24 protein-coding genes are annotated in these 26,584 nt (G+C 71.5%); 4 read left to right on the top strand and 20 right to left on the bottom strand.

The features are described from left to right. Nucleotides 1-121: 121 nt before the first annotated feature. A complete protein-coding gene (locus tag A6035_RS07810; protein ID WP_108847319.1) occupies nt 122-1,051 on the top strand; it encodes a 5'-3' exonuclease in 930 nt (309 codons plus the stop codon). 77 nt (nt 1,052-1,128) lie between these two features. Here the strand turns inward: A6035_RS07810 and A6035_RS07815 are convergent, their stop codons facing one another. The 10 genes from A6035_RS07815 to A6035_RS07860 all read right to left on the bottom strand — a co-directional run bounded on the left by A6035_RS07815 (nt 1,129) and on the right by A6035_RS07860 (nt 13,146). Next, nucleotides 1,129-3,789, bottom strand: coding sequence for a DEAD/DEAH box helicase (locus A6035_RS07815; RefSeq protein ID WP_108847320.1), 2,661 nt, complete (start codon nt 3,787-3,789; stop codon nt 1,129-1,131). After that, the gene (tatC, locus tag A6035_RS07820) at nt 3,773-4,753 is read right to left on the bottom strand and encodes a twin-arginine translocase subunit TatC (RefSeq protein WP_108849143.1); all 981 of its coding nucleotides are present in this window, start codon (nt 4,751-4,753) and stop codon (nt 3,773-3,775) included. Before tatC ends, A6035_RS07815 begins: the two co-directional genes overlap by 17 nt. Nucleotides 4,754-4,867: 114 nt before the next feature. Then, nucleotides 4,868-5,284: a Sec-independent protein translocase subunit TatA gene (gene tatA, locus A6035_RS07825; protein WP_108847321.1), complete on the bottom strand. Its 417-nt coding sequence runs from the start codon at nt 5,282-5,284 to the stop codon at nt 4,868-4,870. Nucleotides 5,285-5,380: 96 nt separating this feature from the next. After that, on the bottom strand, nt 5,381-6,355 hold the full coding sequence (locus A6035_RS07830) for a helix-turn-helix transcriptional regulator (protein ID WP_108847322.1): 975 nt from the start codon (nt 6,353-6,355) through the stop codon (nt 5,381-5,383). Next, nucleotides 6,352-7,320, bottom strand: coding sequence for a helix-turn-helix transcriptional regulator (locus A6035_RS07835; protein ID WP_108847323.1), 969 nt, complete (start codon nt 7,318-7,320; stop codon nt 6,352-6,354). Before A6035_RS07835 ends, A6035_RS07830 begins: the two co-directional genes overlap by 4 nt. Nucleotides 7,321-7,330: 10 nt before the next feature. Next, on the bottom strand, nt 7,331-8,737 hold the full coding sequence (gene pafA / locus A6035_RS07840) for a Pup--protein ligase (RefSeq protein WP_108847324.1): 1,407 nt from the start codon (nt 8,735-8,737) through the stop codon (nt 7,331-7,333). Between the two features lie 6 nt (nt 8,738-8,743). Then, entirely contained in the window at nt 8,744-8,920 is a 177-nt protein-coding gene (locus A6035_RS07845) for a ubiquitin-like protein Pup (RefSeq protein ID WP_108847325.1), read from the bottom strand. A gap of 44 nt (nt 8,921-8,964) precedes the next feature. Beyond that, the gene (gene dop / locus A6035_RS07850) at nt 8,965-10,452 is read right to left on the bottom strand and encodes a depupylase/deamidase Dop (RefSeq protein ID WP_108847326.1); all 1,488 of its coding nucleotides are present in this window, start codon (nt 10,450-10,452) and stop codon (nt 8,965-8,967) included. Then, entirely contained in the window at nt 10,449-12,149 is a 1,701-nt protein-coding gene (arc, locus tag A6035_RS07855) for a proteasome ATPase (protein ID WP_108847327.1), read from the bottom strand. The genes dop and arc overlap by 4 nt, the downstream gene beginning before the upstream one ends. A 157-nt stretch (nt 12,150-12,306) precedes the next feature. Further along, complete coding sequence (locus tag A6035_RS07860) at nt 12,307-13,146, bottom strand: tRNA (adenine-N1)-methyltransferase (protein ID WP_108847328.1); 840 nt, start codon at nt 13,144-13,146, stop codon at nt 12,307-12,309. A gap of 56 nt (nt 13,147-13,202) precedes the next feature. Between A6035_RS07860 and A6035_RS07865 the strand changes: the two genes are divergently transcribed. Both A6035_RS07865 and A6035_RS07870 read left to right on the top strand, forming a co-directional pair. Beyond that, nucleotides 13,203-14,114 (top strand): RecB family exonuclease, encoded by a 912-nt coding sequence (locus A6035_RS07865; RefSeq protein WP_108847329.1) that lies wholly within the window; start codon nt 13,203-13,205, stop codon nt 14,112-14,114. After that, nucleotides 14,114-14,881, top strand: a complete 768-nt coding sequence (locus A6035_RS07870; RefSeq protein WP_425267521.1) for a thioesterase family protein — start codon at nt 14,114-14,116, stop codon at nt 14,879-14,881. Before A6035_RS07865 ends, A6035_RS07870 begins: the two co-directional genes overlap by 1 nt. Nucleotides 14,882-14,950: 69 nt before the next feature. Here A6035_RS07870 and hisG read toward each other — a convergent pair whose 3' ends face one another. The 5 genes from hisG to metH all read right to left on the bottom strand — a co-directional run bounded on the left by hisG (nt 14,951) and on the right by metH (nt 21,120). Continuing rightward, nucleotides 14,951-15,802 carry an ATP phosphoribosyltransferase gene (gene hisG, locus A6035_RS07875; protein ID WP_108847331.1) on the bottom strand — a complete coding sequence of 284 codons (852 nt, stop codon included), beginning with the start codon at nt 15,800-15,802 and terminating at the stop codon, nt 14,951-14,953. A gap of 51 nt (nt 15,803-15,853) precedes the next feature. Further along, nucleotides 15,854-16,117, bottom strand: a complete 264-nt coding sequence (locus A6035_RS07880) for a phosphoribosyl-ATP diphosphatase (protein WP_007629271.1) — start codon at nt 16,115-16,117, stop codon at nt 15,854-15,856. Between the two features lie 5 nt (nt 16,118-16,122). Beyond that, on the bottom strand, nt 16,123-16,830 hold the full coding sequence (locus tag A6035_RS07885) for an HAD family hydrolase (RefSeq protein WP_108847332.1): 708 nt from the start codon (nt 16,828-16,830) through the stop codon (nt 16,123-16,125). Nucleotides 16,831-16,936: 106 nt separating this feature from the next. Further along, on the bottom strand, nt 16,937-17,461 hold the full coding sequence (locus A6035_RS07890) for a hypothetical protein (protein ID WP_235026624.1): 525 nt from the start codon (nt 17,459-17,461) through the stop codon (nt 16,937-16,939). 98 nt (nt 17,462-17,559) lie between these two features. Continuing rightward, on the bottom strand, nt 17,560-21,120 hold the full coding sequence (gene metH / locus A6035_RS07895; RefSeq protein ID WP_108847334.1) for a methionine synthase: 3,561 nt from the start codon (nt 21,118-21,120) through the stop codon (nt 17,560-17,562). A 50-nt stretch (nt 21,121-21,170) separates the two neighbouring features. Here metH and A6035_RS07900 point away from each other — a divergent pair, with 50 nt between their 5' ends. Next, nucleotides 21,171-22,097, top strand: a complete 927-nt coding sequence (locus A6035_RS07900) for a PAC2 family protein (RefSeq protein WP_108847335.1) — start codon at nt 21,171-21,173, stop codon at nt 22,095-22,097. A gap of 74 nt (nt 22,098-22,171) precedes the next feature. Here the strand turns inward: A6035_RS07900 and mshC are convergent, their stop codons facing one another. Genes mshC through A6035_RS07925 form a run of 5 tightly spaced genes read right to left on the bottom strand, consistent with a single transcriptional unit; the run spans nt 22,172 to nt 26,441 of the window. Further along, nucleotides 22,172-23,425 carry a cysteine--1-D-myo-inosityl 2-amino-2-deoxy-alpha-D-glucopyranoside ligase gene (gene mshC, locus A6035_RS07905; RefSeq protein WP_108847336.1) on the bottom strand — a complete coding sequence of 418 codons (1,254 nt, stop codon included), beginning with the start codon at nt 23,423-23,425 and terminating at the stop codon, nt 22,172-22,174. A gap of 25 nt (nt 23,426-23,450) precedes the next feature. Next, complete coding sequence (locus A6035_RS07910) at nt 23,451-24,233, bottom strand: SCO1664 family protein (protein ID WP_108847337.1); 783 nt, start codon at nt 24,231-24,233, stop codon at nt 23,451-23,453. Beyond that, nucleotides 24,230-24,817: a DUF3090 domain-containing protein gene (locus tag A6035_RS07915; RefSeq protein ID WP_043567251.1), complete on the bottom strand. Its 588-nt coding sequence runs from the start codon at nt 24,815-24,817 to the stop codon at nt 24,230-24,232. The genes A6035_RS07910 and A6035_RS07915 overlap by 4 nt, the downstream gene beginning before the upstream one ends. Before the next feature lie 40 nt (nt 24,818-24,857). Next, entirely contained in the window at nt 24,858-25,562 is a 705-nt protein-coding gene (locus A6035_RS07920) for a histidine phosphatase family protein (RefSeq protein WP_108847338.1), read from the bottom strand. Between the two features lie 33 nt (nt 25,563-25,595). Then, on the bottom strand, nt 25,596-26,441 hold the full coding sequence (locus tag A6035_RS07925; RefSeq protein ID WP_108849144.1) for an undecaprenyl-diphosphate phosphatase: 846 nt from the start codon (nt 26,439-26,441) through the stop codon (nt 25,596-25,598). Between the last annotated feature and the right edge of the window lie 143 nt (nt 26,442-26,584).

The following is a 26,584-nucleotide window of genomic DNA, read 5'->3' on the forward strand; positions in this document are numbered from 1 at the left end:
GGCGTGCGGGGCCGCGGGAGACTAACCTGGCGGGCAGCGGACGCTCGTGACCCGCGAACTGCATGACTCCCGGCCGGCGTGACCCCTGACCGGCGTGATCCCCGACCCATAAGGAGGCGCGGTGTCCCAGGGCCCGCTCATGGTTCTCGACAGCGCCGGCCTGTGGTTCCGCGCGTTCCACTCCGTGCCCGAGAAGATCACCGGGCCCGACGGCGCCCCGGCCAACGCGGTGCGCGGGTTCTGCGACATGGTCGCCGTGCTGGTGGAGGAGTACTCGCCGACGGGCCTGGTGGCCGCCCTGGACCGCGAGTGGCGCCCGGCCTGGCGGGTGGAGTTGTTACCGTCGTACAAGGCGCACCGGGTGGGTGACGACGGCGAGGAGGACGCCCCCGAATCCCTGGGCCCGCAGGTCGGCGCGATCCGCGAGGTCCTCGGCGCCGCTGGCCTCGCCCAGGCCTGGGCGGAGGACGCGGAGGCCGATGACGTGCTGGCAGCGCTGTCCGCTCGGGATCGCGAGGTGCTGGTCGTCACGGGCGACCGCGACCTGTTCCAGCTGGCCTCGGCGACGACCACCGTCGTGTACGTGGGGGCGGGGATGAAGAAGCGACTCGCATACAGCCCGCAGGTCGTGGCCGAGCGCTTCGACCTGCCCGCGGGCGACGACGCGCGGGTCTACGCGGACTATGCCGTGCTCGTCGGGGACGCCTCGGACGGCCTGCCGGGTGTCGCCGGGATCGGCGCGAAGACCGCTGCCACGCTGCTGCGCGAGTACGGCGACCTGGACGGGATCATCGCCGCCGCGGGCGACCCCGGTTCGGCGTTGAGCGCCCGCCAGCGTAAGGCGATCACGGAGGGAGCTGACTACCTGACCGCGGCGCGCGGGGTGGTCCGGCTGGGCGGGCGCGCGTTCGATGTGCGGTTCGACGGCGACGTGGACGGCCGTCGCGGGCCGGCGGACTCCGGGCGGATCGAGTCGCTGGGTGAGTCGACGGGCCAGGCGCGCGCGATCGGCCGGCTGGTGGAGGCGACGGCCGTCCTCGACGAGGTCTGACCCGCCTCCGAGCGACTGTCGTCACCATGGTGGCGACCCGCGCGGTTCAGCGCGACGGATGCGGCCAGCGGGTGGGCTCAGGCCATGTGGTCGAGCACGACACCGCGGCGCAGCGAACCCACCGCCGAGCGAGCGGTCCGGGCGAGGTCCGGCTCGGCGACCTGACCGACCTGTGCGAGCACGTCCACCACGAGCCGCGCGGACCGGACGAAGTCGCCGGCGGTGAGCTCGACGCCCTCCTGCCATGACGCGGCGAGGATCGAGGCGAGCGCGCCCCCCGAGACCCAGTGGTGCAGGACCGGCGCGAGCCCGGCGTCCAGATCCGGGGTCGTGGGCAGCCGGTGGGCACGCTCCATCTCGGCGACGTCCACCGCGACCCGCTCGGTCTCGGCGAGGGCGGACCGCAGGATCTCGTCCGAGGGCTCGCGGATCGCCGAGTCGGTGCGCGGGTGCGCGACGATGGTCGTGACCACGGCGGCGAGGCCGGCCGCGTCGAGACCCTGCCACACGCCGCGGCGCAGGCACTCGGCCACGAAGAGGTCCTGCTCGGTGTGCACCCCGGCCAGCAGGCGGCCCGCGTCCGTGGCACGCAGGACGCCGTCGACCTTCTCGAGGTAACCGAGGTGGCGGAGCAGGTCGACGATCCGCCGGAAGCGCCTGGCCAACGAGTCCGCGTCGGCGTCGACCTCGGCGGTGAGGGCGGCCACCTCGGCGTCGGCGCGGGCCCACCGCTCGTGCAGGCGGGCGAGCTTGTCGATCCGGGGGTCGTCGTGCAGGGGATGTTGGCGCAGGGCCCGGCGAGCCGCCGAGATCCGCGGGTCCTTGCGGACTGGCTTGCCACCGGCGTTCTTCATGCGGCCCTTGGCCTTGCCCCGCAGGTGCTCCATGCGCTGGACCAGCGCGCGCTTGGCCCGACCGTCCAGCTTGCGGCGGCCCTTGGGCAGGTCCACGCGGCCCACCGGCACGGGCGGCGCGGCGAAGTCGTGTTGGCGCAGCCAGCCGGTCCACCCGGTGTCGGTGAGGCAGAGCAACGCGGGGTCCGAGGGGATGTCGGTCCGCACCTGCAGCACGGTCGCGACCATGCCGAACCGCTTGCGACCGATGGTGATGACGGAGCCCGCCGTCTGCTTGAGCATGGCCGACCGCACGGAGTCGAGTCGGTCGTCGCGCGTGGCCTTCTCGGCCTTACGCTCGAGCCTGCTCAGCTCGGCGCGCAGGCCCATGTACTCGTCGAGGTCCGCGTCTCCCCCGGCCTCCTCGAGCGAGGCGCGCATCCGGTCGCGCTCGTCGGAGCGGCGCTCGATGGCGCGCGACCGCGACACCAGCGTGCGGTCGGTCTGGAACTGGGCGAACGACCGACCGATGAGGGTCGTGGCCTCCTCCACGCCTAGCTGCTCGACGAGATTCACGGCCATCGAGTAGTCGGGCGTGAAGGCGCTGTACAGCGGGAACCGCGGGGTGTCGACGAGCGCCGCCAGCGCGTCCAGGTCGAGGTCGGGCTGATCCAGCACCACCGCCGTGCCCTTGGTGTCGATGCCGCGTCTGCCCGCGCGCCCGGTGATCTGTGAGTACTCGGCGGACGTGAGCATCATGTGCGTGTCGCCGTTGAACTTGGTCGTCTTCTCCAGGACCACGGCGCGGGCCGGCATGTGGATCCCCAGAGCCAGCGTCTCGGTGGCGAACACGACCTTGATCAGCCCGGCGGAGAACAGTTCCTCGACGATCGTGCGGAACAGCGGCAGCATCCCCGCGTGGTGGGCGGCGAGCCCGTTGACCAGCCCGGCGCGGAACGCCGCGAAGTCGAGGGCGTCGAGGTCGGGCCGCGGGACCTGCGCGACCGCGGAGTCGACGTGCGAGGCGATGCGTCGGGCCTCCTCGCCGGTCGTGAGACGCAGCCGGGCCCTGCGCATCTGCGCGACCGCGCCGTCGCAGCCCGCGCGGGAGAACACGAAGTAGATGGCGGGCAGGAGATGCTCGTCGTCGAGCCGCTCGATGACGTCCTGACGGCGGGCCCACTGCGCGCGCGGGCGGGAGGCCATCCGCTCGTCGTGGTAGCCGGACCGGGCCCGCCGGCGTTGCTCGGCGGCGGCGCGGACGGGGACGAGATCGCCGTCCGTGTACAGCATGTGGGCCAGCGGCACGGGCCGGTGCTCGGAGAGCACGACGGCTGTGTCGCCGCGGATCTCGGTGATCCAGTCGCCCAGCTCGTCGGTGTTGCTCAGCGTCGCGGACAGCCCGACCAGCAGGACGGCCGGGTCGAGGGTGAGGATGATCTCCTCCCACACGACGCCCCGCGAGCGGTCGCCGAGGTAGTGGATCTCGTCCATCACCACGCAGTCGAGGTCGTGCAGTGCCGAGGAGGCGCTGTAGATCATGTTGCGCAGCACCTCGGTCGTCATCACCACGATGGGCGCGTCGGCGTCGATCGAGTGGTCACCGGTGAGCAGGCCGACGTTCTCTGGGCCGAAGCGCTCGCGGAACTGGCGGAACTTCTGGTTGCTCAGCGCCTTGACCGGTGTGGTGTAGAAGCAACGTCCGCCGCCGGCGAGGGCGCGGTACGCCGCGTACTCACCGACGAGGGTCTTGCCGGACCCCGTCGGTGCGGACACCAGCAGGTTCCGGCCGGCATCCAGGGCCGCGAAGGCCTCGAGTTGGAATGGATCGGGCGCGAAGCCCTCGCCGGAGAGGAAGCCCTCCAGCAGGTCGTCGGGATGGGTCTCGTCAGGTGATGTCGTCATAGATCGAACCGCCGCCGGCCGGGGCCTGGAGCGGTCGGGTGTCGCCGGGCGCGCGGGTAGCGGATACGCCGGCGCCGGCACCGGCGGAGGGGGTGGGTCGGGTCAGTGGTTGGGGTCGCTCGAGTGGGCCGGAGCCCCCGAGGCCGTCGGCGGGGGCGAGCGGAGAGGCGGACTCGTCGTCCACCTCGAGCCAGTCCTCGCGGGACTTCTTCTTGCGCTTGTCGTGGAGTCGGGTGAACTGGATGGCCGCCTCCACCAGGATGCACACGGCCACCGCGAGCGCGAGCATGGAGAACGGGTCCTGGCCGGGTGAGGCGACGGCGGCGAACACGAAGATGCCCATGATGATGCCGCGACGCGATCGGGCGAGCGCCTCGTAGCTCACGACGCCCGCCACGTTGAGCATGGCGATGAGCAACGGGATCTCGAAGCTCACGCCGAAGATGAGGATGAGCTGGATGAGGAACGCGAAGTACTGCGAGCCGGACAGGGCCGTGGTCTGGACGTTGTCACCGATCGAGAGCAGGAACTCCAACGCGTGGACGATCACGACGTACGCCAGGACCGCGCCGCCGATGAACAGGACGGCGGCCAGGATCGTGAAGACGATGCCGTAGCGCTTCTCGTTCTTGTGCAGGCCGGGCGTGATGAACGCCCACAGCTGGTACAGCCAGACCGGGCTGGCCAGGACGATGCCGGCGGTGGCGGCGACCTTGAGGCGGAGCATGAACTGCTCGAACGGCCCCGTGGCGAGCAGGCGGCACTCGTCACCGGCGTCGCCCAGCTGGAGGCGGGCGCCGGGCGGGATGTCGCAGTAGGGGCCGGTGAGGATGCCGCCGAGCGACGGCACGCCGAAGAACCCGGTGCCGTACCAGTAGAAGCCGAAGCCGAGGGTCACCACGATCGCGGCCACCGAGATGAGCAGGCGGGTCCGCAGCTCGTAGATGTGCTCGATGAGCGGCATGGTGCCGTCGGGGTTACGCGGCCTGCGGCGTCGCTTGGACAGCAGGCGACCGGCGCCGCCCTGACGGGTGGCGCCGGTGTCCGTGGTCCCGGTCTGTGTCATGGACGAGGCGGCCTACTGACCCTGCCGGCCCTGGCCACCGTGGTACGGGGCGGTGGGGTCGGTGAACTGCTGCTGACCCTGCTGGGGGGCCGGCTGCTGGTAGGGCTGCTGCGGAGCCTGCGGGTACCCCTGGGCCGGGGACTGCCCCTGCTGCTGTCCCTGCGCCTGGTACTGCTGCGGAGCCTGCGGCTGGTACTGGTTCGCCTGCGGCTGCCCGTACCGGGCGGCGTCCGGCTGACCCTGGGTGAGCGCCTGCGGCTCCTGGTCCTCGGCCGGCTTGTCGTCGTTCTGCATCTCCTTGATCTCGGACTTGAAGATGCGCATCGACCGTCCGAGGCCGCGGGCGGCGTCCGGGAGCTTCTTCGAACCGAAGAGCAGGAGCACCACCGCGAGGACGATGAGCCAGTGCCAGATGCTCAACGCACCCATGTCAACCTCCGTTTGTCTGCAACGTGTCCATGCTAGCGCACCCGCCGCCGACTACGACACCTCGCAGACACAGGAAACGCCCCGTGACCTCGTCGTTCACCGGGAATTCACGCGCTGGTCGCCAGGGTCGTCGCCGGTCTCGTAGACGGCCAGGCCCTCGGCGGCCCGACGGGCGACCTCGGCGGCGAACCCGGGGTCCGCGGGACGCACCACGTCGGCGTGCCCGAGCAGGAAACGCAGCAGCCACGCCCGGTCGTGATAGGCGATCTCGACGTCCAGATCGCCGTCGGGGCGGCGGACGACCGTGTGGAAGCGGAACTCGTCGAGGAACCACGCCGCGGCGGCCGGGACACGGGCGGCCTCCAGGCGGACGTCCCCCTCACCGTCGTCCTGTGGTTCCGGGCCGAGCGCGCGGCGCGGTCCCACCTCTTCGACCCCACTCATCCGGTCCGTGCGGAAGGTCCGCCACTGCCCGGACGAGCGGTCCACGCCGTGGACGTAGGAGTGACCGTCGGCGACGGACAGGCGGGCAGGGTCGACGACGCGTGTGGTGGAGGTGTCGGAGCTGGCCGAGTGGTAGACGAAGCGCAGGGCCCGCCCGTCGTGCACCGCGGTCCGCACCACGTCGGCGTCGGAGTCCGCCGACTCGCGGCGTGCGTCGTCGGCGGTGACGCGGGCGTCGGACCCGGTGGCCGCGCGCAGAGTCGTGAGCAGGTCGCGCAGGGCGGTCTGGTCGATCACCTCGGGCTGGCCGAGGAACACGGCCAGGCCGGTCTCCAGGGTGACCGCCTCGGCGGCGGTGAGGCGCACGGGGCGGTCGATGCCGGCGGTGAAGGTCACCTCGACCATCTCGGCGTCGTCGAGGTCCTCGGAGGAGAAGGCCAGGTCGATGAGGTCACCGGGGCCGTAGCCGGGCAGGCCGCAGGACCACAGCTGCCACAGGGCGTCGCGGAGCTGCTTCTCGGCCATGCCGAGGTCGCGGGCGGCGTCGGCCACGCGGACGGGCCCGCGGGTGTGGAAATACGGGACAACGCTGAGCAGCGTGGCGAGCGGGACGGTGCGGGGACTCATCGGACGGCCTCCTCTGCGGCGCTGAGGATCGACACCACGCGCACCCGCAGCTCCGCCGGGCGCAGGGCGACGGCGTCGGCGCCCTGGGCGGCCACCAGCGCGGACAGTTCGCCCAGCGGCGCGGCGAGGTCGAGGTCGGCGCCCGATCTGCCGAAGCGCTGCGCGGGCGTGGCGGACCGGGCCATCGCTCGCAGCTCGGCGGCGCGCCCGTCGGCCGCCCACACGGTGGCCTCGAGCAGCGGGTTGAGGCGGGAGACGGCGTCGTCGAGCAGCGCCAGGACCTGCTCGGTGGGCGGCACGGGGGCGGTCCGGGCGGCGCGCGTGGCCTTGACGTCTGAGATGCGGACGAGCCGGAAGGTGCGGGGCTCGCCACGGTCGAGGTCGTGGCCGACGAGGTACCAGTGCCCGTGGCGGGAGCCGGTCCACCACGGCTCCACCCGCCGGGTCGTCGGATCGGAGGCGCCGGCCGGGGTGTGCGAGAAGGTGAGGCCGGTGCCCTCGGCGACCGCCTCGGCCACCAGGGCGGCGGTGGCGAGTTCGGCGGGGTCGGCCACGGAGACGGTGGCGCCGGCGTCGTGGACCGGGTCGATCCCGGCGGCAGTGAGCTTGGCCAGCGCCCCGCCGGCGCGGGCGGCCCGCTCCCCCTCGCGCCACACCTCGGCGGCCACGGCGAGAACGCCGGCCTGCTCGGGCGTCAGCGTGATCTCGGGCAGCTCGTACCCGTGGTCGGGAATGCGGTACCCGGCGGGCGAGCCGGGCGCGAGCGACGCGCCCTGTTCGAGCGGCACGCCGACGTCGCGCAGCTCCCGCTTGTCGCGCTCGAACATCCGCAGGAAGGCGTTCTCGGACTCGCAGTCGTCGTAACCCTGGACCATCCGGCGGATCTCGTCGGCCGACAGGAAGGCGTTGGTCGACCTCAGGCAGATGACGAGGTTGACCAGGCGTTGTGACTTCGAGGTGGACACTGCTGGAACGCTATCGTCCGAGCGCGGCGATGAGATCGTCGACACGCGGGTCGACCTCGGCGAACGGGTCGGTCAGCGCGACGGTGGGCACGGTGCCGTCGGAGACCTTGAGGTGCACCCAGTCCACGGTGAAGTCGCGCCCGGCCTCTCGTGCGGCGGTGATGAACCGGCCGCGCAGCGCGGCGCGGGTGGTCTCGGGGGCGACGCCGCGGGCGCGTTCGACCGCGGCGTCGTCGACGACGCGCGAGACCATCCCCCGGCGTTCGAGCACGGAGTGCAGCCCCCGTCCGGGCCGGATGTCGTGGTAGGTGAGGTCGATCTGCGCGAGGCGCGGGTGGTCGAGGTCGGCGCCCGTCTTGGCCTGCACCTGCCGGATGAGGCGCAGCTTGGCGGCCCAGTCGACGTCGGCGGCGATCGAGTCGTGGTCCCCGGACTCCACGGCGTCGAGGATGCGCTCCCACAGGGCCACGCAGTGTTCGACGTCGGGACGGTCGTCGCGCTCCCATCCGCCGGCGTCGAGGTAGCGCCGCACCGCGCCGAGGAACTCGCGCTGGATCTCGAGCGCGGACATGGTGGTGCCGTCGGTGAGGGCGACCGGGCGGGTGCCGGTGAGGTCGCGGCTGATCTCACGAATCGCGCGCACGGGGTGCGCGACGGCCATCGGCCGCAGCTCGACGCCGGCCTCGATCATCTCCAGCACGAGCCGGGTGCTGGCGACCTTGAGCAGCGTCGTGGTCTCGATCATGTTGGAGTCGCCGACGATCACGTGCATGCGCCGGAACCGCGTCGAGTCGGCGTGCGGCTCGTCGCGGGTGTTGATGAGCGGCCGCGAGCGGGTGGTGGCCGAGGACACCCCGTCCCACATGTGCTCGGCGCGCTGGGAGAAGCAGTACACCGGCTCGGAGGTCTCTCCCAGCCCCACTCCGGCGGGGGTGCCGGGCAGGATCTTGCCGGCGCCGCAGATGAGCTGCCGGCTGACGAGGAACGGCAGCAGGGTGTTGGCGATGCCCCGCACCTGGGTGCTGCGGTCGAGCAGGTAGTTCTCGTGGCATCCGTAGGAGTTGCCCACGGAGTCGGTGTTGTTCTTGAACAGGTAGACGCGGGCGTCGATGCCCTCGTCCGCGAGGGACTGCTCGGCGGCCAGGGCGAGGTCGTCGACGATCCGCTCCCCCGCCCTGTCGTGCGCGACGATCTGTCGCAGCCCGTCGCATTCGGCGGTCGCGTACTCGGGGTGGGAGCCCACGTCGAGGTAGAGGCGCGCGCCGTTGTCGAGGAAAACGTTGGAACTGCGCCAGCGCTCCACGACGGGGCGGAACAGATAGCGGGCGATCTCGTCGGCGCCGAGCCCGCGGGCGCCCTCACCGCTGACGCTGGTGATCCCGAACTCGGTCTCGATCCCGACGATGCGACGGATCATGGGGGTCTACTGCCCGCCCTTCTGGACGTAGGACTTCACGAACTCCTCGGCGTTGGTCTCGAGGATGTCGTCGATCTCGTCGAGCAGCGAGTCGGCGGAGCCGGTGTCGGCGGCCTTGACGACCCGGCCGGCCTCGTCGTCGGGGTCGGTGGGGCCGCCGGCGTTCTTCTGGATCTGGGACATGGTGTCTCCTCGTGTGTCTGAGCGGGACGGGTGTGTGCGGGCCGTCAGAACGGGTCGGGCCCGTCGGGCCCGAGGAAGTCGGGATGGGCCTCGCAGTACTCGCGGGACCCGAGGTAGGGGTCGGTGAGGTCGACGTGGCGTTCGTGGCCGCGGGAGTCGACGACGACGACGTGGTCCCACCCGGCGGCGCGGATGCGGTCGCCGAGTTCGGCGAGGAAGCGTCCCCTGGCCCAGGCCCGCGTTCGTGCGGGCGGGGTCGTGACCGCGGCCTCGACCTCGTCGTCGGTGACCAGTCGGCGCATGGCGCCCTTGGCGACCAGGCGGTTGTAGAGCCCGCGCTGCGGGTCGATGTCGTGGTACTGGACGTCGATGAGGGCGAGCCGGGCGTGGTCCCAGTCCAGGCCGTCGCGGGCGCGGAAGCCCTCGAGCAGCCGGAGCTTGGCGGGCCAGTCCAGTCGGTCGGCGCACGACATCGGGTTCTCCTCGAGCGCGTCGAGGATCGCGCGCCACTCGCCCAGGACCTCGAGCGCCCAGCCCGGGTGGCCCGTGCCGTCGCCGATGACGCCCGCGACCCGTTCGACGATCTCGCGCTGGAGGGCGAGGCCGGTGAGGTTCCGGCCGTCGGGCAGGGGCACGGTCGCGCGGAGCGTCGGGTCGTGGCTGATGGTGTGGACCGCCTCGACGGGGTCGACGGGCAGGAGGTCGGAGAAGTCGACCCCCGCCTCGATCGCGTCCAGCACGAGGCAGGTGGTGCCGATCTTGAGGTAGGTGGCCAGCTCGGACATGTTCGCGTCGCCGATGATGACGTGCAGGCGGCGCCACGTCTCGTCCGGGGCGTGGGGCTCGTCGCGTGTGTTGATGATGCCGCGGCGCAGGGTGGTCTCGAGCCCGGTGAGGACCTCGATGTAGTCGGCGCGCTGGGAGAGCTGGTATCCGGCCGTCTCCCCGGACTGCCCGATCCCGACGCGGCCGGCGCCGCTGAACACCTGGCGGGACAGCAGGTGCGGGGCCAGGCTCACGGTGAGCCCGTCGAAGTCGACGTCGCGGCGCACGAGGTAGTTCTCGTGGGCGCCGTAGGAGGCGCCCTTGCCGTCGACGTTGTTCTTGTAGAGCTTGAGCTCGGCGTTGCCCTCGGTGGCCGTCGACTCGACGCCTGCGCGGTGCATGATCACCTCGCCGGCCTTGTCCCAGATCACCGCGTCCCGTGGGGAGTCGACCTCGGGGGCCGAGTACTCCGGGTGGGCGTGGTCGACGTAGAAGCGGGCCCCGTTGGTCAGCACCCGGTTGGTCACCCCGAACTCGCTGGGGTCGTAGGCACGGGCCGCGCCGAGGTCGAAGCCGCGGGCGTCGCGCAGGGGTGACTCCGACCCGTAGCCCCAGCGGGCCTCGTCGGCTCCTCCGGCATTCTCGCCCGGGTCGGTGTAGGCCTTGATCACCTGGGTCGAGGTGACCACCGAGCTGAGCAGCGGCTGCCCCACGGCGACGATGCCGAACTCGATCTCCGTGCCGATGACGCGCCCGCGCGGGTTCACTGCCCCGCTCCCCGGTTGGGGACGGAGACCTCGATGACACGCTCACCGCGGACACCCGTCAGGCGTGCCCATTCCTGCGGGTTGGACGTGTTGGGCAGGTCCGTGTTCTCGGCGAACTCGGCGTCGACCGCGTCGAGGAAGTCGTCGGTGGTCAGGCCCCGGCCGGTGCCGTGGACGATGTCCTTGATCGCCAGCTTCTTGGCCCGGTCGACGATATTGCGCAGCATCGCCCCGGAGGTCAGGTCGGCCAGGTACAGCGACGACCGGCGGCCGGAGGCGTACACGAGGTGCACGTAGGTCGTGGAGGCGTCACGGGTGTAGAGCCGGTCGACGATGCGCTCGATGAGGTCGCGGACGTGGGTCTCACCGTCCGCGTCGCCGACCTCGACCGGGTCGAAGCGCAGGTCCGGGGTGATGTACTTGGCGAGGATGTCAGCGGCCGCGTCCCGGTCGGGCCGGTCGATGCGGATCTTCAGATCCAGGCGGCCGGGCCGGAGGATGGCGGGATCGATCATGTCCTCGCGGTTGGAGGCACCGATCACGATGACGTTGCGCAGGTCCTCCACGCCGTCGATCTCCGCGAGCAGCTGCGGGACGATCGTCGTCTCCATGTCCGAGGACACGCCGGACCCGCGGGTGCGGAAGATGGAGTCCATCTCGTCGAAGAAGACGATCACCGGGTTGCCCTCGGTGGCCTTCTCCCGCGCCCGTTCGAAGATCGACCGGATGTGCCGCTCGGTCTCGCCGACGTACTTGTTGAGCAGCTCGGGGCCCTTGATCGAGAGGAAGTACGAGTTCGGGTACCGGCCGTCGCTGACGTCGTCGCCCCGGGCCACCGCGGCCGCACGCGCCAGCGAGTGCGCCACGGCCTTGGCGATGAGGGTCTTGCCGCACCCGGGCGGGCCGTAGAGCAGGACGCCCTTCGGCGGGGCCAGGTGGAACTCGCGGTACAGGTCGTGGTGGACGAACGGCAGCTCGATCGCGTCGCGGATCTGCTCGATCTGCGGACCCAGACCGCCGATGTCCGAGTAGTCGACCGTCGGGATCTCCTCGAGGAGGAGCTCGTCGACCTCCGCCTTGGGCACCACCTCGTAGGCCACGCCGGCCTTGGGATCGACGAGAACCGCGTCACCCGGCCGCACCGGAGCCGGGTGGTCCGCCGCGCGCGCACCGCGCAGGGCGGCGGCGAGGACCACGATGTGCTCCTCGTCGTTGCCCATGACCACCCGCGCGCGCACGCCGTCGGCGAGCACGTCCCGCAGGACGGCGGTCACGCCGGTGACCGGGAGCTCGCTCGAGACCTCCAGGACCGTCATGGCCTCGTTGAGGCGCACGGTCACGCCCGGGGTCAGGTCCGCGGCGTCCACGCCGGGCGCGATCGCCAGGCGCATGCGCCGGCCGGCGGCCATGACCTCGACGGTGTCCGCGCCGGTGGGACGGGTGAGGACCACCCCGTAGGTGCTGGGCGGGGTGCCGAGCCGCTCGACCTCGCCCTTGAGGGCCTCGAGCTGGTCGCGTGAGTCCTTGAGCAGTTCCGCGAGCCGGACGTTGCGGGCGCCGAGGGCGTCGATCTTGATCGCCTTCTCGCGGTCCGATCGGGCCCCCTCGTCCACGGCCTTGCGCAGCCGCGCGAGTTCGGCGCGGTCGACCGCCACCCTGTCCTCGCCCTGGCCGGCCGGGGAACGTCCCTCGGTCACGCGATCACCTGCCCTCCTGGTCGTCGACGGGTCTCCTCGTCGTCGTCCCCTCCACCCTATCGCCGGGGCGCCACGCGGGTGGGCGCGCCTAACGCCGGGTGACACGCGGATGGGCACGCCCGCCGCCGGGGCGAGGCACGGGCCGGCGCGCGTCTCCTCAGCCCTTGCCGCTGCGACGCTTGGGCTTGAGGGTCGTCACTCCTTCAGCGAGGCGACGCGCGGTCACCAGGAACGCGGTGTGGCCCTGCATGCGGTGCTCGGGGCGCACCGCCAGGCCCACCACGTGCCACCCACGGTTGATCGATTCCCACGCGCGGGGCTCGGTCCAGCACTGCTGGCGCCGCAGCGCCTCGACGACGTCCGACAGCTGCGTCGTCGTGGCCACGTAGGCCACCAGCACGCCGCCGGGCACCAGCACCTCGCTCACCGTCGGCAGGCACTCCCACGGCGCGAGCATGTCCAGCACCACGCGGTCGACCTGACCGCCCAGCGCCTCGACCGACGTCTCCGCCAGATCCGCGACCCGCAGGTCCCAGTTCTCGGGGTGCTCGCCGTAGAACGTGCGGACGTTGCGCTCGGCGTGCTCGGCGTGGTCTTCGCGGATCTCGTAGGAGAACACCCTCCCCTCCGGGCCGACCGCCCGGAGCAACGAGCACGTCAGCGCCCCCGACCCCGCGCCGGCCTCAAGGACCCGGGCGCCGGGGAAGACGTCGCCCTCGTGGACGATCTGCGCGGCGTCCTTGGGGTAGATCACCTGCGCGCCGCGCGGCATCGACAGCACGTAGTCCGTGAGCAGGGGGCGCAGCGCGAGGTACTGCGCGTCCTTGGTCGAGGTGATGATCGAGCCCTCGGGCGCGCCGATGAGATCGTCGTGGCGCACCGCGCCGTGGTGGGTGAAGAACTCCGCACCCTCGACCAGCACGACGGTGTACTTGCGCCCCTTGGTGTCGGTGAGCTGGACGCGGTCACCCACGACGAACGGGCCGGATCGCTGCACGGGACCTCCAGAGGACGGGGGGTCGGTTGTCCGACCGGTTGTCTACCCTGCCAGGTGTGACGGATCCCCTCGAAATCGGTGGCATCCCGGCAGCGGGCGACGCACCCCTGCCGGAGCGCAAGCCCCTCGCCCTGTCGGCCTCTCGCGCATCCGATTACCGGCAGTGCCCGCTGCTGTACCGGCTGCGCGCCGTGGACCGCATCCCGGAGCCCAGGACGCGGGCCCAGGTGCTCGGCACGGTCGTCCACTCCGTGCTCGAGGAGCTGTACGGCCTCCAGCAGGCCGAGCGTGCGCCGCAGCGTGCCGCGGAACTCGTGCCCGCCGCCGTCGAGCGCTTCTACGCCGAGGAGGACGGCGCGACGGTGGTGCCGCTCTCCGACCGCGCCGACTTCCAGGCGCAGGTGGCTGCGCTGGTCGCGGCACTCTACGGCGTCGAGGACCCGCAGCGCTTCTCGCCCGCCTCCTGCGAGCAGTACCTGGTCACCGCCACCGCGGCCGGCACCCCGCTGCACGGCTTCCTCGACCGGGTCGACGTCGCGCCCACCGGGGAGGTCCGGGTGGTCGACTACAAGACGGGCAAACCCCCGCACCCGCGGTTCCAGGACCAGGCGATGTTCCAGATGCGGTTCTACGCCCTGATGTACCAGCGCATCCACGGGGTGCTGCCCGCCCAGCTCAAACTGATCTACCTCAAGAACGGCAGCTGGCTGACCTTCACCCCGGACCACGCGTCGCTCGTCGAGACCGAGGCGTCCCTGGACGCGCTGTGGTCGGAGATCGAGCGGGCCGGGCAGACCGGCGACTTCCGCCCCCGCACGTCCCGCCTGTGCGACTGGTGCAATCATCAGGCGCTGTGTCCGGCGTTCGGGGGCACCCCGCCCGAGTACCCGGGGTGGCCGGGGACCCGCGTGGTCCCCGCCGGCGCGGACAACCTGCTGACCGGGCGAGGAGAACCGAGGAGTTCATGATGACGGAGGCCTACTTCGAGCCGCTGGGATCCGACGACGGCTGGGAGGTCTTCCGCGCGACCCCGCACACCGTCAGCGCCTGGGGCCCGGACCTACAGCACGGAGCCCCGCCCTCGGCCATCCTCACCCGCGCCATGGAGCGCCTCGACGCCGGCGGCGACGCCCGCATCGCCCGCGTGGCCGTCGACCTGCTGGGGCCCGTCCCGCTCGGTGAGCTCCGTACGCGCGCCCGCGTGGCCAGACCGGGCCGCCGGATCCAGCTCCTCGAGTCCGAGCTCGTCGCCGGCGGTCGGACCGTCGCGCGGGCGAGCGCGTGGCGGCTGGCCACCGGCGACACCACCGACGTCGAGCAGGCGGCCGAGTCGCCCCGCGAACTTCCGGGCACCGATCACAACGGCGACTTCTTCAACCGCTGGACCAGCGGCTACATCGACTCGCTCGAGATCCGCGGCGCCGAGGACGGCACCGTCTGGGCCCGGCCCACGTTGCCGCTGGTGGCCGGGGAGGAGCCGACCCCCGTCCAGCACGTGATGTGCGTGGCCGACATCGCCAACGGGGTCGGCGCGGTCCTCGAGCCCGCCGAGTGGCGGTTCCTCAACACCGACCTCGTCACGCACCTGCACCGGCCGCCCGTCGGCCGCTGGATCGGCGTGTCCGCCCGGGCGTCGATCGGGCCGGACGGGATCGGCGCGACCTCCGGGACGCTGTTCGACGAGAAGGGCGCGATCGGCGACACGCTGCAGGCACTGCTCGTCGAGCGGGTCTGAACGCCGCCGGCCGGCCCCGCGCACGCAGCGCGGGGCCGGCCGAACCGGTTCTCGGGAACGCCGGGCGGATCAGCCCATCCGGCAGGAGCGGATGTCGGTGGCGATGATCGCCTTCGCCCCGGCCTCCGCCAACTCGTCCATGATCGCGTTGACCTTCTTCCGGGGGACCATCGAGCGCACCGCCACCCAGGCCGGGTCGGCCATCGGGGACACGGTCGGCGACTCGATCCCCGGCGTGATCGCCGAGACGGAGTCGAAGATGTCCTTGGGACAGTCGTAGTCCAGCATCATGTACTGCTGGGCGAAGACGACGCCCTGGAGCCGGGCCCGCATACGCGCCACAGTCGGGGATGACGCGGCGTCCGCGCGACCGATGAGCACACCCGCCGAGTCGCACAGCACGTCCCCGAACGCCTCCAGGTCGTGCACCTTGAGCGTCCGACCCGATCCGACGACGTCGGCGATACAGTCGGCCACACCGAGCTGGATCGAGATCTCCACCGCCCCGTCGAGGCGGATCACCTCGGCCTCGATCCCGCGCTCGCGCAGATCGCGCCGGACGATGTTGGGATAGGAGGTGGCGATCCGGGCGCCGGCGAGCCGCTCGGTGGTCCATCCGGCACCCGCCGGACCGGCGTAACGGAACGTGGAGTGGCCGAAGCCCAGGTCGAGCAGTTCATCGACCTCGGCCATCGAGTCGGCCGCCAGGTCGCGGCCGGTGATCCCCAGCTCGAGGCGGCCCGAGCCGACGTAGACGGCGATGTCCTTGGGGCGGAGGAAGAAGAATTCGACGTCGTTCTCACGGTCGATGAGCGAGAGGTCCTTGCTCCCCTCGGGGCGGCGGCGGTAGCCGGCCTCGGAGAGCATCTCGGAGGCGGATTCGGACAGGGCGCCCTTGTTGGGCACTGCGACGCGCAGCATGATGGCGGCTCCGGAGGTTCGGTGCGTGCGGGTGGTGGGGCGGGGCGGCGCCTACAGATGTCGGTAGACGTCCTCGAGAGTCAGTCCGCGCTTGAGCATCATGACCTGAGTCCAGTACATGAGCTGGGAGATCTCCTCCGCCAACTCCTCGTCCGACTGGTACTCGGCCGCGATCCAGACCTCTCCGGCCTCCTCGATGACCTTCTTGCCCAGATGGTGGACGCCCTTGTCGAACGCGGCGACGGTGCCGGACCCCTCGGGGCGCGCGGTGATGCGCTCGGAGAGCTCGGCGAACAGGGAGTCGAAGGTCTTCACGCGGCCTATTGTCCCACAGCCGCGCCCAGGGGTGACCCCGAGGTGAGCGCGTGGAGCGCCGCGACGTCGACCCCCTCGAGCGTCGAGTGCGTGTGGGCCCCGGCGACGTCGGGCTGACCGTCGGTGGACGGGATGTAGAGGACGCGGCATCCGGCCGCGACCGCCGCGGTCGCGCCGGCGACCGAGTCCTCGACCGCGACCGCCGACCCGGGCTCGACGTCCAGCTCAGCGCAGGCGAGCAGGTACGGGTCCGGCGCTGGTTTCCCCTCGGCCACCATGCAGCCGGTGACGACCACGTCGAACCGGGACCGGTCGATGAACTCGAGCGGCACAACGGCGACATCGGCTGTCGTGTTGGTCACCAGTGCGACGGGGACCCCGGTCGCGGCGATGTCGGCCAGCAGTACCTCGGCGCCCGGGCGCCACCGCATGTCGGTCCGCATGAGCTGCGTGACCCGCGAGTTGAGGCGGTGCGCGAGACGGTCGAACTCCTCCCCCTCGATTCGGCGTCCGGTGTATTCGCCGAGGATCTCGAAGAACCCGTGCAGGGAGTTGCCCAGTGTCCGCTCGCGGGTCGCCTCGTCCAACGGCCGCCCCATGTGCTCGGCGAGCTCGAAGACGGCGATGTCCCACAGTCGTTCGGTGTCGACGAGGGTGCCGTCCATGTCGAGACACACGGCGGCCGGGAGGCGGGCGGGAGAGGTGCTGGTCACGGCCTACTGTCTACCCGAACCAGGTGAATCGGGGGTGACGCGCGGCAGCCCGCCGGTGGCCCCGACCGGTGGTGACACGCGGCAGCCGCCGGCGGCCCCGCTCCCGTCAGCAGTCCTGCGGCGGGACGATGAACCGTTCCGTGTGCGTGGCGGAGGCGAACGGCGCCACCGAGCTGGGCGCCGCCGTGGGCAGGGCGGACTTGCTGGCGGTGATGGTGACCGCGACCCACCCCCGGCCGGTGGGCGTGGCACCGATCCCCACCTCGGGTCCCGTCGACTGCACGGTCTGAGAACCCCGCGCGCCGGTGTCGATGTTGTGCCACTCGACCGTCGCCGAGTTGAACGGGAAGAGGGTCGCGGAGAAGTCGAAGGATCCGATCGGTTGGTCGAGATCCCTCGCGTTGGCGGCGATCGCCTGGTTGAATCTGTCATCGCCTCCGCGCAGGCAGCTGGGGAAGACACCGAATCGGATCGTGTGCTCGCCTCCCAGCGGATAGGGCATGCGGACGTCCCACGCGGGCGAGTCGTGCCACACCTGTGCGGAGGCCGCCGGGGCGGCGGCGACGGCCGCTCCCCCGGCGAGGACAGCACCCGCCACGGCGAGGGCGGCGGGCTTTCGGATGCTGGGCATGACGGTCTCCTTCAGCCGGGTAAGGGTGATCTTACTCACCCGGGTGCCGACCGGAACCCCCGTCGCGCCGCGGCCCGGCCGGCCCTCCGTCGGACGGCTCAGACGTTGAAGTACTTCGCCTCCGGGTGGTACAGCACGAACGCGTCCGTCGACTGCTCCGGGTGCAGCTGCAGCTCCTCGGACAGGACCACCCCGATGCGCTCGGGCTCGAGCAGGTCCACGACCACCTTGCGCGACTCCAGATCCGGGCAGGCGCCGTAGCCGAAGCTGTAGCGCGCTCCGCGGTACTTCAGGTTGAAGTAGTCCTGGATGCTGTCGGGGTCCTCGTCGGAGACCGACCCCTCGGGCAGCGTGAGCTCGTCACGCACGCGCCGGTGCCAGAACTCCGCCAGCGCCTCCGTGAGTTGCACCGACAGCCCGTGCACCTCGAGGTAGTCCCGGTAGTTGTCCCCGGCGAACAGCTCGTTGGCGAAGTCCGCGATCGGCGACCCCATCGTCACCAGCTGGAACGGCAGGACGTCCACGGTCCCCTCCGCCTCGCAGCGCTCACGGGAGGCCACAAAGTCGGGGATCGCCAGGAAGCGGGAGCGCTGCTGGCGCGGGAAGGCGATCTTGTGCAGCACCTCGGCGTCGGGGCGGGGCTCGGCGAGCACCCAGATCTCGTCGCCGACCGAGTACGCCGGGAAGTATCCGTAGACCACGGCCGAGTGCGACAGGATGCCCTCGGTGGTGAGGCGGTCGATCCAGGCGCGCATGCGCGGCCTGCCCTCGGTCTCCACCAGTTCGTCGTAGTCCGGCCCCTCCCCGCTGCGGGTGCCGCGCAGGCCCCACTGCCCGAAGTACAGCGCGCGCTCGTCCAGGTGCCCGAGGTAGTCGGCCACCGGGATGCCCTTGGCGATGCGGGTCCCCCAGAACGGCGGGGTCGCGATCGGCTGGTCCGCGGCGACGTCCGAGCGCTCGGGGATGACCACGGGCTCGGCCTCGGCCGCGCGCTTGGCCGCGATCCGCTCACTTCGGGCACGGCGCTGGCGACGCTCGGCCGCCTTGGCCGCGGCCTCCGAGGACTGTGCCATCGGCACGCCGGTCCGCTTGGCCGTCATCACCTCGTCCATCAGCCGCAGGCCCTCGAACGCGTCGCGGGCGTAGAACACGTCACCCTGGTACATCCCGGCGAGGTCGACCTCGACATAGGAGCGGGTCAGAGCCGCGCCGCCGAGCAGGACGGGGAACTCACCGGCGATGCCCTCGGAGTTGAGCTCGGCGAGGTTGTCCTTCATCACCACGGTGGACTTCACCAGCAGGCCGGACATGCCGATCACGTCGGCCTTGTGCTCGCGGGCGGCGGAGATGATCTCCGAGATCGGCTGTTTGATGCCGATGTTGACCACGTCGTAGCCGTTGTTGGACAGGATGATGTCCACGAGGTTCTTACCGATGTCGTGCACGTCGCCCTTGACCGTGGCCAGGACGATCCGTCCCTTGCCGTCCTCGTCGCTCGCCTCCATGTGGGGCTCGAGATGGGCGACCGCCGCCTTCATCGTCTCGGCCGACTGCAGGACGAACGGCAGCTGCATCTGGCCGGAGCCGAACAGCTCACCGACCGTCTTCATCCCACCGAGCAGGTGCTGGTTGATGATCTCCAACGGGGGGATCTCCGCCATCGCGGCGTCGAGATCCTCCTCGAGCCCCTTGCGCTCGCCGTCGACGATCCGCGCCGCCAGCCGCTCCATGAGCGGCATTGCCGCGAGCTCGGCCGCGCGGGCGTCCTTGGCCCCGGCCGCGGAGACGCCCTCGAAGAGCTCCATGAACACCTGCAGCGGGTCGTAGCCCTCGCGGCGACGGTCGTAGACCAGGTCCAGGGCCACCTCCCGCTGGCGGTCGTCGATCTTGCTCATGGGCAGGATCTTCGAGCTGTGCGCGATCGCCGAATCCAGCCCGGCCTGGACGCACTCGTGCAGGAACACCGAGTTGAGCACCTGGCGGGCGGCCGGGTTGAGGCCGAACGAGATGTTCGACAGACCCAGCGTGGTGTGGATCCGCGGGTGGGCCTCGGTGAGCCGACGGATCGCCTCGATGGTCTCGATGCCGTCGCGGCGGACCTCCTCCTGCCCGGTCGAGATGGGGAAGGTCAGACAGTCGATGATGATGTCCTCCTCCGCCATCCCCCAGTTCCCGGTGAGGTCGGCTATGAGCCGCTCGGCGATCTCGACCTTCCGGTCGGCGGTGCGGGCCTGGCCCTCCTCGTCGATCGTCAGGCCGACGACGGCCGCGCCGTGCCGGGACACCAGCCGCATGATCCGCTGGAACCGCGAGTCCGGTCCCGCGCCGTCCTCGTAGTTGACCGAGTTGACCGCGCAGCGACCGCCCAGCTTCTCCAGACCCGCCCTGATGACGTCGGGCTCGGTCGAGTCCAGCATGATCGGCAGGGTCGAGGACGTGGCCATCCGGCCGGCCAGCTCGGTCATGTCCCCGGAGCCGTCACGGCCGACGTAGTCGACGCAGAGGTCGACCATCTGAGCACCGTCGCGCATCTGCTCCTTGGCGATGTCCATGCAGGTGTCCCAGTCGGAGGCCAGCATCGCCTCGCGGAACCGCTTGGAACCGTTGGCGTTGGTGCGCTCACCGATCATGATGATGCCGGCGTCTGCGCGCAGCGGCGTGGAGCTGTACAGCGAGGCGACCGCGTTGACGGGCTCGATCGTGCGCTCGGCCCTGGCCCGCGTGCTCACCTGCTCCTTGAGCCGGGTGATGTGCTCGGGCGTGGTGCCGCAGCACCCGCCGACCATCGACAGTCCGAACTCGGAGACGAAGTCGGCCACCTGGGGCCCGAACTCCTCGGCGCCCAGCGGGTAGACGGCGCCGTGCTCCCCCAACTCCGGCAGGCCGGCGTTGGGCATGACCGACACCGGTATCCCGGCGTGCCGCGACAGGTAGCGCAGGTGCTCGACCATCTCGGCCGGCCCCGTGGCGCAGTTCAGGCCGATCATGTCGATGCCCAGCGGCTGCAGCGCGGTCAGTGCCGCGCCGATGTCCGAACCGAGCAGCATCGTGCCGGTCGTCTCGATGGTGACGTGCGAGATGATCGGCAGCCGCCGTCCCGCGGCCGCCATGCCGTCCTGGCAGCCGAGGACCGCGGCCTTGACCTGCAGCAGATCCTGGCTCGTCTCGATCAGGTACGCGTCCGCTCCCCCGCGGGCCAGCCCCTCGGCGGCCCTGGAGTACGCGTCACGGATGTCCTCGAAAGTGGTCTGCCCCAGCGAGGGCAGTTTGGTCCCGGGCCCGAGCGAACCCAGCACCATCCGCGGGGTCCCGTCCTCGGACGGGCCCATCTCGTCGGCGACCCTGCGCGCGATCGCCGCACCCTTCTCGGCGAGCTCGCCGATCCGGTCGACGATGTCGTAGTCACCCAGGTTGGACAGATTGCACCCGAAGGTGTTGGTCTCGACCAGGTCGGCTCCGGCCTCGAAGAACGCACGGTGGATCCCCTCCACCACGTCCGGCCGGGTCGCGTTGAGGATCTCGTTACAGCCCTCGAGACCCAGGAAGTCCTCATCCACGTCGAGGTCGACAGCCTGCAGCATCGTGCCCATCGCCCCGTCACCGATCAGTACTCGCCGACGGGCGGCGTCCAACAAGGGCGAATCGAAATCGACAGACATGGGCCCCAGTGTATGGGTGCCTCCGGATCGGAGGTACGTAGGCTGTACTGATGACTGTCGAATGGAGTCCCGACGGGCATCTCGATCTGGAGAGCCCGGTGATGATCGTGGCCTTCGAGGGCTGGAACGACGCGGCGGACGTGGCGACCGGCACCATCGAACACCTCGCGCTCAACTGGGAGGCCCGCCAGATCGCCGAGGTCGGCGGTGACGAGTTCTTCGACTACCTCGAGCAGCGGCCCGTCGTCCGGTTCGCCGGCGGGGTCTCGCGCTCGGTCGAGTGGCCGCGCATCGTGGTCTCGGCGTGCCGGCCGGACGGCGTCGCCAACGACGTCCTGCTGGTGCGCGGGCCCGAACCCGCCCTGAAGTGGCGGCGGTTCGCCTCCGAGTTCGTCGACCTCGTCGACACCCTGGGCGTCTCCCAGGTCGTGCTGCTGGGCGCCTACCTCGCCGACGTGCCGCACACCCGCCCGGTGCCCCTCACCGGCGCGGCGTTCAGCCGTCAGCGGATGACGACCATGGGCGTCGCCCCCTCGGACTACGAGGGGCCGACCGGGATGTCCGGCGTGTTGCAGCAGCTGCTCACCGAGGCCGGCGTGCCCACCCTGAGCCTGTTCGCGGGCGTGCCCCACTATGTGGCCTCCCCGCCCAACCCGCGCGGGACCGAGGCGATGCTGTCGTGGCTCGCCGAGAACCTCGGGATGGCCGTGCCGATGGACGCGCTCCGCGTCCAGGCCCGGACGTGGGCCGAACGCGTCGACGCCGCGGCGAGCGAGGACGAGGACCTGCGCGACTACATCCAGTCCCTGGAGGACCGGCTGGACGAGGAGTCGGGGGTCACGCCGGGCCCGGACCCCGAGCCCGACCGTGGCCGCGCGTCCGGAGGGGAGGCGATGCCGCTGGTCGACGGCGAGGCGATCGCCGCCGAGTTCGAGCGCTTCCTGCGGGGCGACCGGGACGAGCCCGACGCCGGATGAGCCCGTCGCCGGCGCGCCGGGCACGACCCGCAGGCCGGGCCCGGGGCCGGGTCGCTCGCGTCGGGCCGGAGTCGTCAGACGGCGAGCGTCGGGATGCCCATCAGGGCATCCAGCGCGGTCGCGATGCCGGCGCCGGCGGACGGGTCGGAGTCGTCGCCGTCCAGCGTGGCGGACGCCCACGCGTCGATCACCGCGAGCGCGCCCGGCGTGTCGAGGTCGTCCGCGAGGCGCTCGCGCAGCTCCGCGATCGCGGCCGCCGCGTCCGCGCCGACCCCCCGGGCGATGGCCCGGCACCAGAGGTCGTACCTGGCGCGGGCCCGCTCGAGGAGGTCGTCGGACCACGAGCGGTCGACGCGGTAGTGCCCGGCGAACAGCCCGAGCCGGATGAGGGCGGGATCCACGCCCTGCTCGCGTAGCGCCTGCACGCGCACGAGGTTGCCGAGCGACTTGCTCATCTTGACGCCGTCCAGGCCGATCATCGCGGCGTGCACGTAGAACCGCGCGAACGGTCGCCGGCCCGCGGCGGCCTCCGCGTGCGCGGCGGAGAACTCGTGGTGCGGGAACGCCAGGTCGCTGCCGCCGCCCTGGATGTCGAACTCCATCCCGAGCCGGTTCCGGGCGATCGCCGAACACTCGATGTGCCATCCCGGTCGGCCCGCCCCCCAGGGGGACGGCCACGACGGCTCGCCGGGCCGTTCGACCCGCCACAGCAGGGCATCCAGCGGGTGTTCCTTGCCTGACCGGTCCGGGTCGCCACCGCGCTCGGCGAACGCGACCGCCATCTCGTCGTCGTCGTACCCCGACTCGTATCCGAAGTCGGCGGTGGCTCTATGCCGGTAGTACACGTCGGAGTAGCCGTCGACGTCCGGGTCGATCCGGTAGGCGTGGCCGCGGTCGAGCAGCTCGCCGACCATCTCCACCACCTCGTCGATGGTCTCGGTGGCCGCCACGTAGTCGCGAGGCGGCAGCACCCGCAGCGCCTCCATGTCCTCGCGGAACAGGTCGGTCTCCCGATCCCCCAGCTCACGCCAGTCGACCCCGTCGCGGTCCGCGCGCTCGAACAGCGGGTCGTCGACGTCCGTGGTGTTCTGGACGTAGTGGACCTCATGGCCCGCGTCCAGCAGCTGCCGGTAGACGAGGTCGAACGTCAGGTAGGTCGCCGCGTGACCCAGGTGGGTGGTGTCGTAGGGGGTGATCCCGCAGACGTACATGCCCGCGACCGGGCCGGGCGCCACCTCGCGGACCTCGCTCCCGGCCGTGTCGAACAACTTCAGGGGGACGCCGTCGCCGGGAACCGAGCGGACGACAGGCGAGGACCACGAGTGCATGGGGCCGAGTCTAGAGACCGCCCGGTCAGAAGAGCGGCCAGGGTAACGGGTAGCCCGGCCCGGGGACGGGGAACGTCCGACTCGCCAGCAAGGTGGCGACACGCTCGCCCAGCGCCGCGATCTCGGCGTCGGACAGCAGGTCGGACAGGGTGCCACGGAGTCCCCCACCCGCCTCCAGTCCGCGGCGGACGTGCTCGAGGCCCTCGACGTCGTCACCGTCCAGGGGCTGGCCCGCCCACCCCCACAGGACGGTGCGCAACTTGGGATCGGTGTGGAACGACAGACCGTGATCGATCGCCCACACCACCCCCGCGGCGTCGACCAGGACGTGCCCGCCCTTGCGGTCGGCGTTGTTCACCACGTGGTCGAACACCGCGATCCGGCGCAGCCGGCCGTCGGTGACGTGGGCCACCACCACGTCCTCACCGCGGGAGCCCTCGCCGCGCAGAACCACGGCACGGCCGTGCGGCACCGCGTCGGCCGGGTGGACGTCGACCGGGTCGTGACCGGATGCGTGCTCCCGGTCGACCTCCTCGATCCACCGCTGCGCCATGCCCGGCCCGCCCGGGCCGTGAGCCGCGACCGTCTCGGGCACCAGGCCCCACCCCGACGCCTCGGACACGGCGTAGGCGGCGATCTCGCGCGTCGCGAGACTGCCGTCGGGGAAGTCCATCAGCGGGCGCTCGCCCGCCGACGGCTTGTAGACCCAGCTGTCGCCCCGCTCGTCGACACAGTGGTAGACCGCGTTGCTGCCGGACGGGATCCGGGACAGGACGGTGAGCTCGGGGCCTGCCGGGCGGTCGGTCACGGGTCGATGAGGTCGGTGAGCGCCTCCCCCGACCGCGGGAGGTACCCGTTGAGGCGGACACACAGGTGACCCGTGGTGTCGATCGGCTCCCCGCAGAGCGGGCACGGCGCCCGGCCCGCGGAGACCACGCGCTCGCTGCGCAGGACGAACTGGCGGGCTCGCTGCGGGGTGAGGAACACCCGCAACGCGTCCGGGGCGTCCTCGGCGTCCGACAGCACCACCGACTCGTCCGTGGCCGACGGGTCCATCGCCAGCAGCTCCACGACGATCTGATTGCGCTCGCCGTCCCAGCCGAGGCCCATGGTGCCGACCTGGAATTCCGCGTCGACAGGCATCTCGAGCGGATCGAGATCGTCGACGACCCCTCCGGCCGGGGGCACGGGGATGTCGGACTTGGCCGCGATCTCGTCGAGCAGATCGCCCATCCGCTCGGACAGGATCTGCGCCTGCTGCTTCTCGCAGCGGACGGAGATCGTCCGGCCGGCTTCGGTCGCCTGGACGAAGAAGACGCGCTCGCCGGGCTGGCCGACCGTGCCCACCACGAACCGGGCCGGATCGCGGAACTCGTGCACTGCCCTGCTCATGCCGGTCGTCTCCTCGTGTGCTCGATGGTGGTGCGGATCATCAGGGTACGTTCCCGCCGGGCACCGCGTCCGAGCTGGAGTGGCCGGGCGTCGGCTCACCGACCTGGCCGGCCGGCTCCCCCCGCAGGCTGGCGAGGTCGCCGCCGGTGTCGTTGACCCGTAAGACGAACGGCCGATGGGGGGTGTAGCGCACGACCGACATCGAGGCGGGTTCGACGACGATCCGCTGGAACTGGTCCAGGTGCATGCCGTACGCGTCGGCGAGCACGGCCTTGATGACGTCACCGTGACTGCACGCGACCCACAGCACGTCCCGGCCGGCCTGTTCGGCGAGCCGCCGATCGTGCTTCCTGATGGCCGTCACCGACCTGCCGGCCATCCCGGCGAGCGACTCCCCCTCCGGGAAGACCGCGGATGACGGGTGCTGCTGCACCACCGACCACATGTGCTCGGAGGCGAGGTCCTTGAGGGGGCGGCCGGTCCAGGTGCCGTAGTCCACCTCCACGAGGTCCTCCTCGACCTCCGGTTCCACCCCGAACTGCTCGGCGAGCGGCTCGACGGTCTGCCGGCACCGCATCAGTGGCGAGCGGACGACGGCCTCGACGGGCAGACCCTCCAGTCGCCGGCGGAGTTCCTGCGCCTGGGCGTGACCCGTGTCGTCGAGCCCGACACCCGGGGTGCGGCCGGCCAGGGTGAGCGCGGTGTTGGCGGTGGAGCGGCCGTGCCGGAGCAGGATGACGGTCATACCGGCAGGTTACCGACGCCCTGCCCGGAGCGGTCAGGTCGCGGGGATGGTCCCGGTGCCGAGCAGGATCATCACCAGGGCGCCGAGCAGGATCCGGTAGCCGGCGAACCAGCCCAGTGAGTGGTTCTGGACGAACTTCAGGAACCAGGCGATCGCGGCGTAGCCGATGACGAACGCGATGGCCGTGCCGACGAGGAGCTGCCACCCGGTCGCGGCCTGGCCGGCGCCGGGGTCGAACGCGTCGGGGAGGCTGAAGAGCCCGGAGGCCAGCACGGCGGGGATCGCCAGGAGGAAGGAGAACCGGGCCGCGGCCTCACGCGACATGTTGAGGAAGAGGCCGGCCGAGATGGTGCCCCCCGAGCGGCTGACGCCGGGGATGAGGGCCAGGCACTGGGCCAGGCCCATGATGATCGCGTCCTTCATCGACAGTCCCTCGAGCGACTTGGCGTCGACCGGCCGGTCCTGCCTGCCGAACCTCTCGGCGGCCAGGAACACGAAGGAGAACACGATGAGCACGATCGCGGTGATCCAGAGGTTGCGGGCGGCGTCCCGGATGAAGTCCTTGCCGACGAACCCGATGATCGCGATCGGGATCGACCCCACGATGACGAACCATCCGAGCCGGTAGTCCGGATCGTCCCGCCGGGCGGAGTCGACCACGCCCCGGAGCCACGCCACGAGGATGCGGACGATGTCCTTGAAGAAGAACACGAGGACGGCCAGCTCGGTGCCGAGCTGGACGACGGCGGTGAACGAGGCGCCGGCGTCCTCGCCGAAGAACCACGTCGAGAAGATCCTCAGGTGCCCGGATGAGGACACGGGGAGGAATTCGGTGAGCCCCTGGAGCGCGGACAGGACGACGACCTGGAGCCAGGACATCCCCTCCACGCCCTGGGCGAGGACCGATGTGTTCACGTGTGCGGTTTCCTCTCGGCTGCCTGCGGCTCGGACGCGGTCGCGTCACGGCACGCCGCGAGAGTAGTCGCCCGGACCTGGACGGGGACCCCGGACCCGCGTGGTGG

Source organism: Dietzia lutea (assembly GCF_003096075.1).
Lineage (GTDB): Bacteria > Actinomycetota > Actinomycetes > Mycobacteriales > Mycobacteriaceae > Dietzia > Dietzia lutea.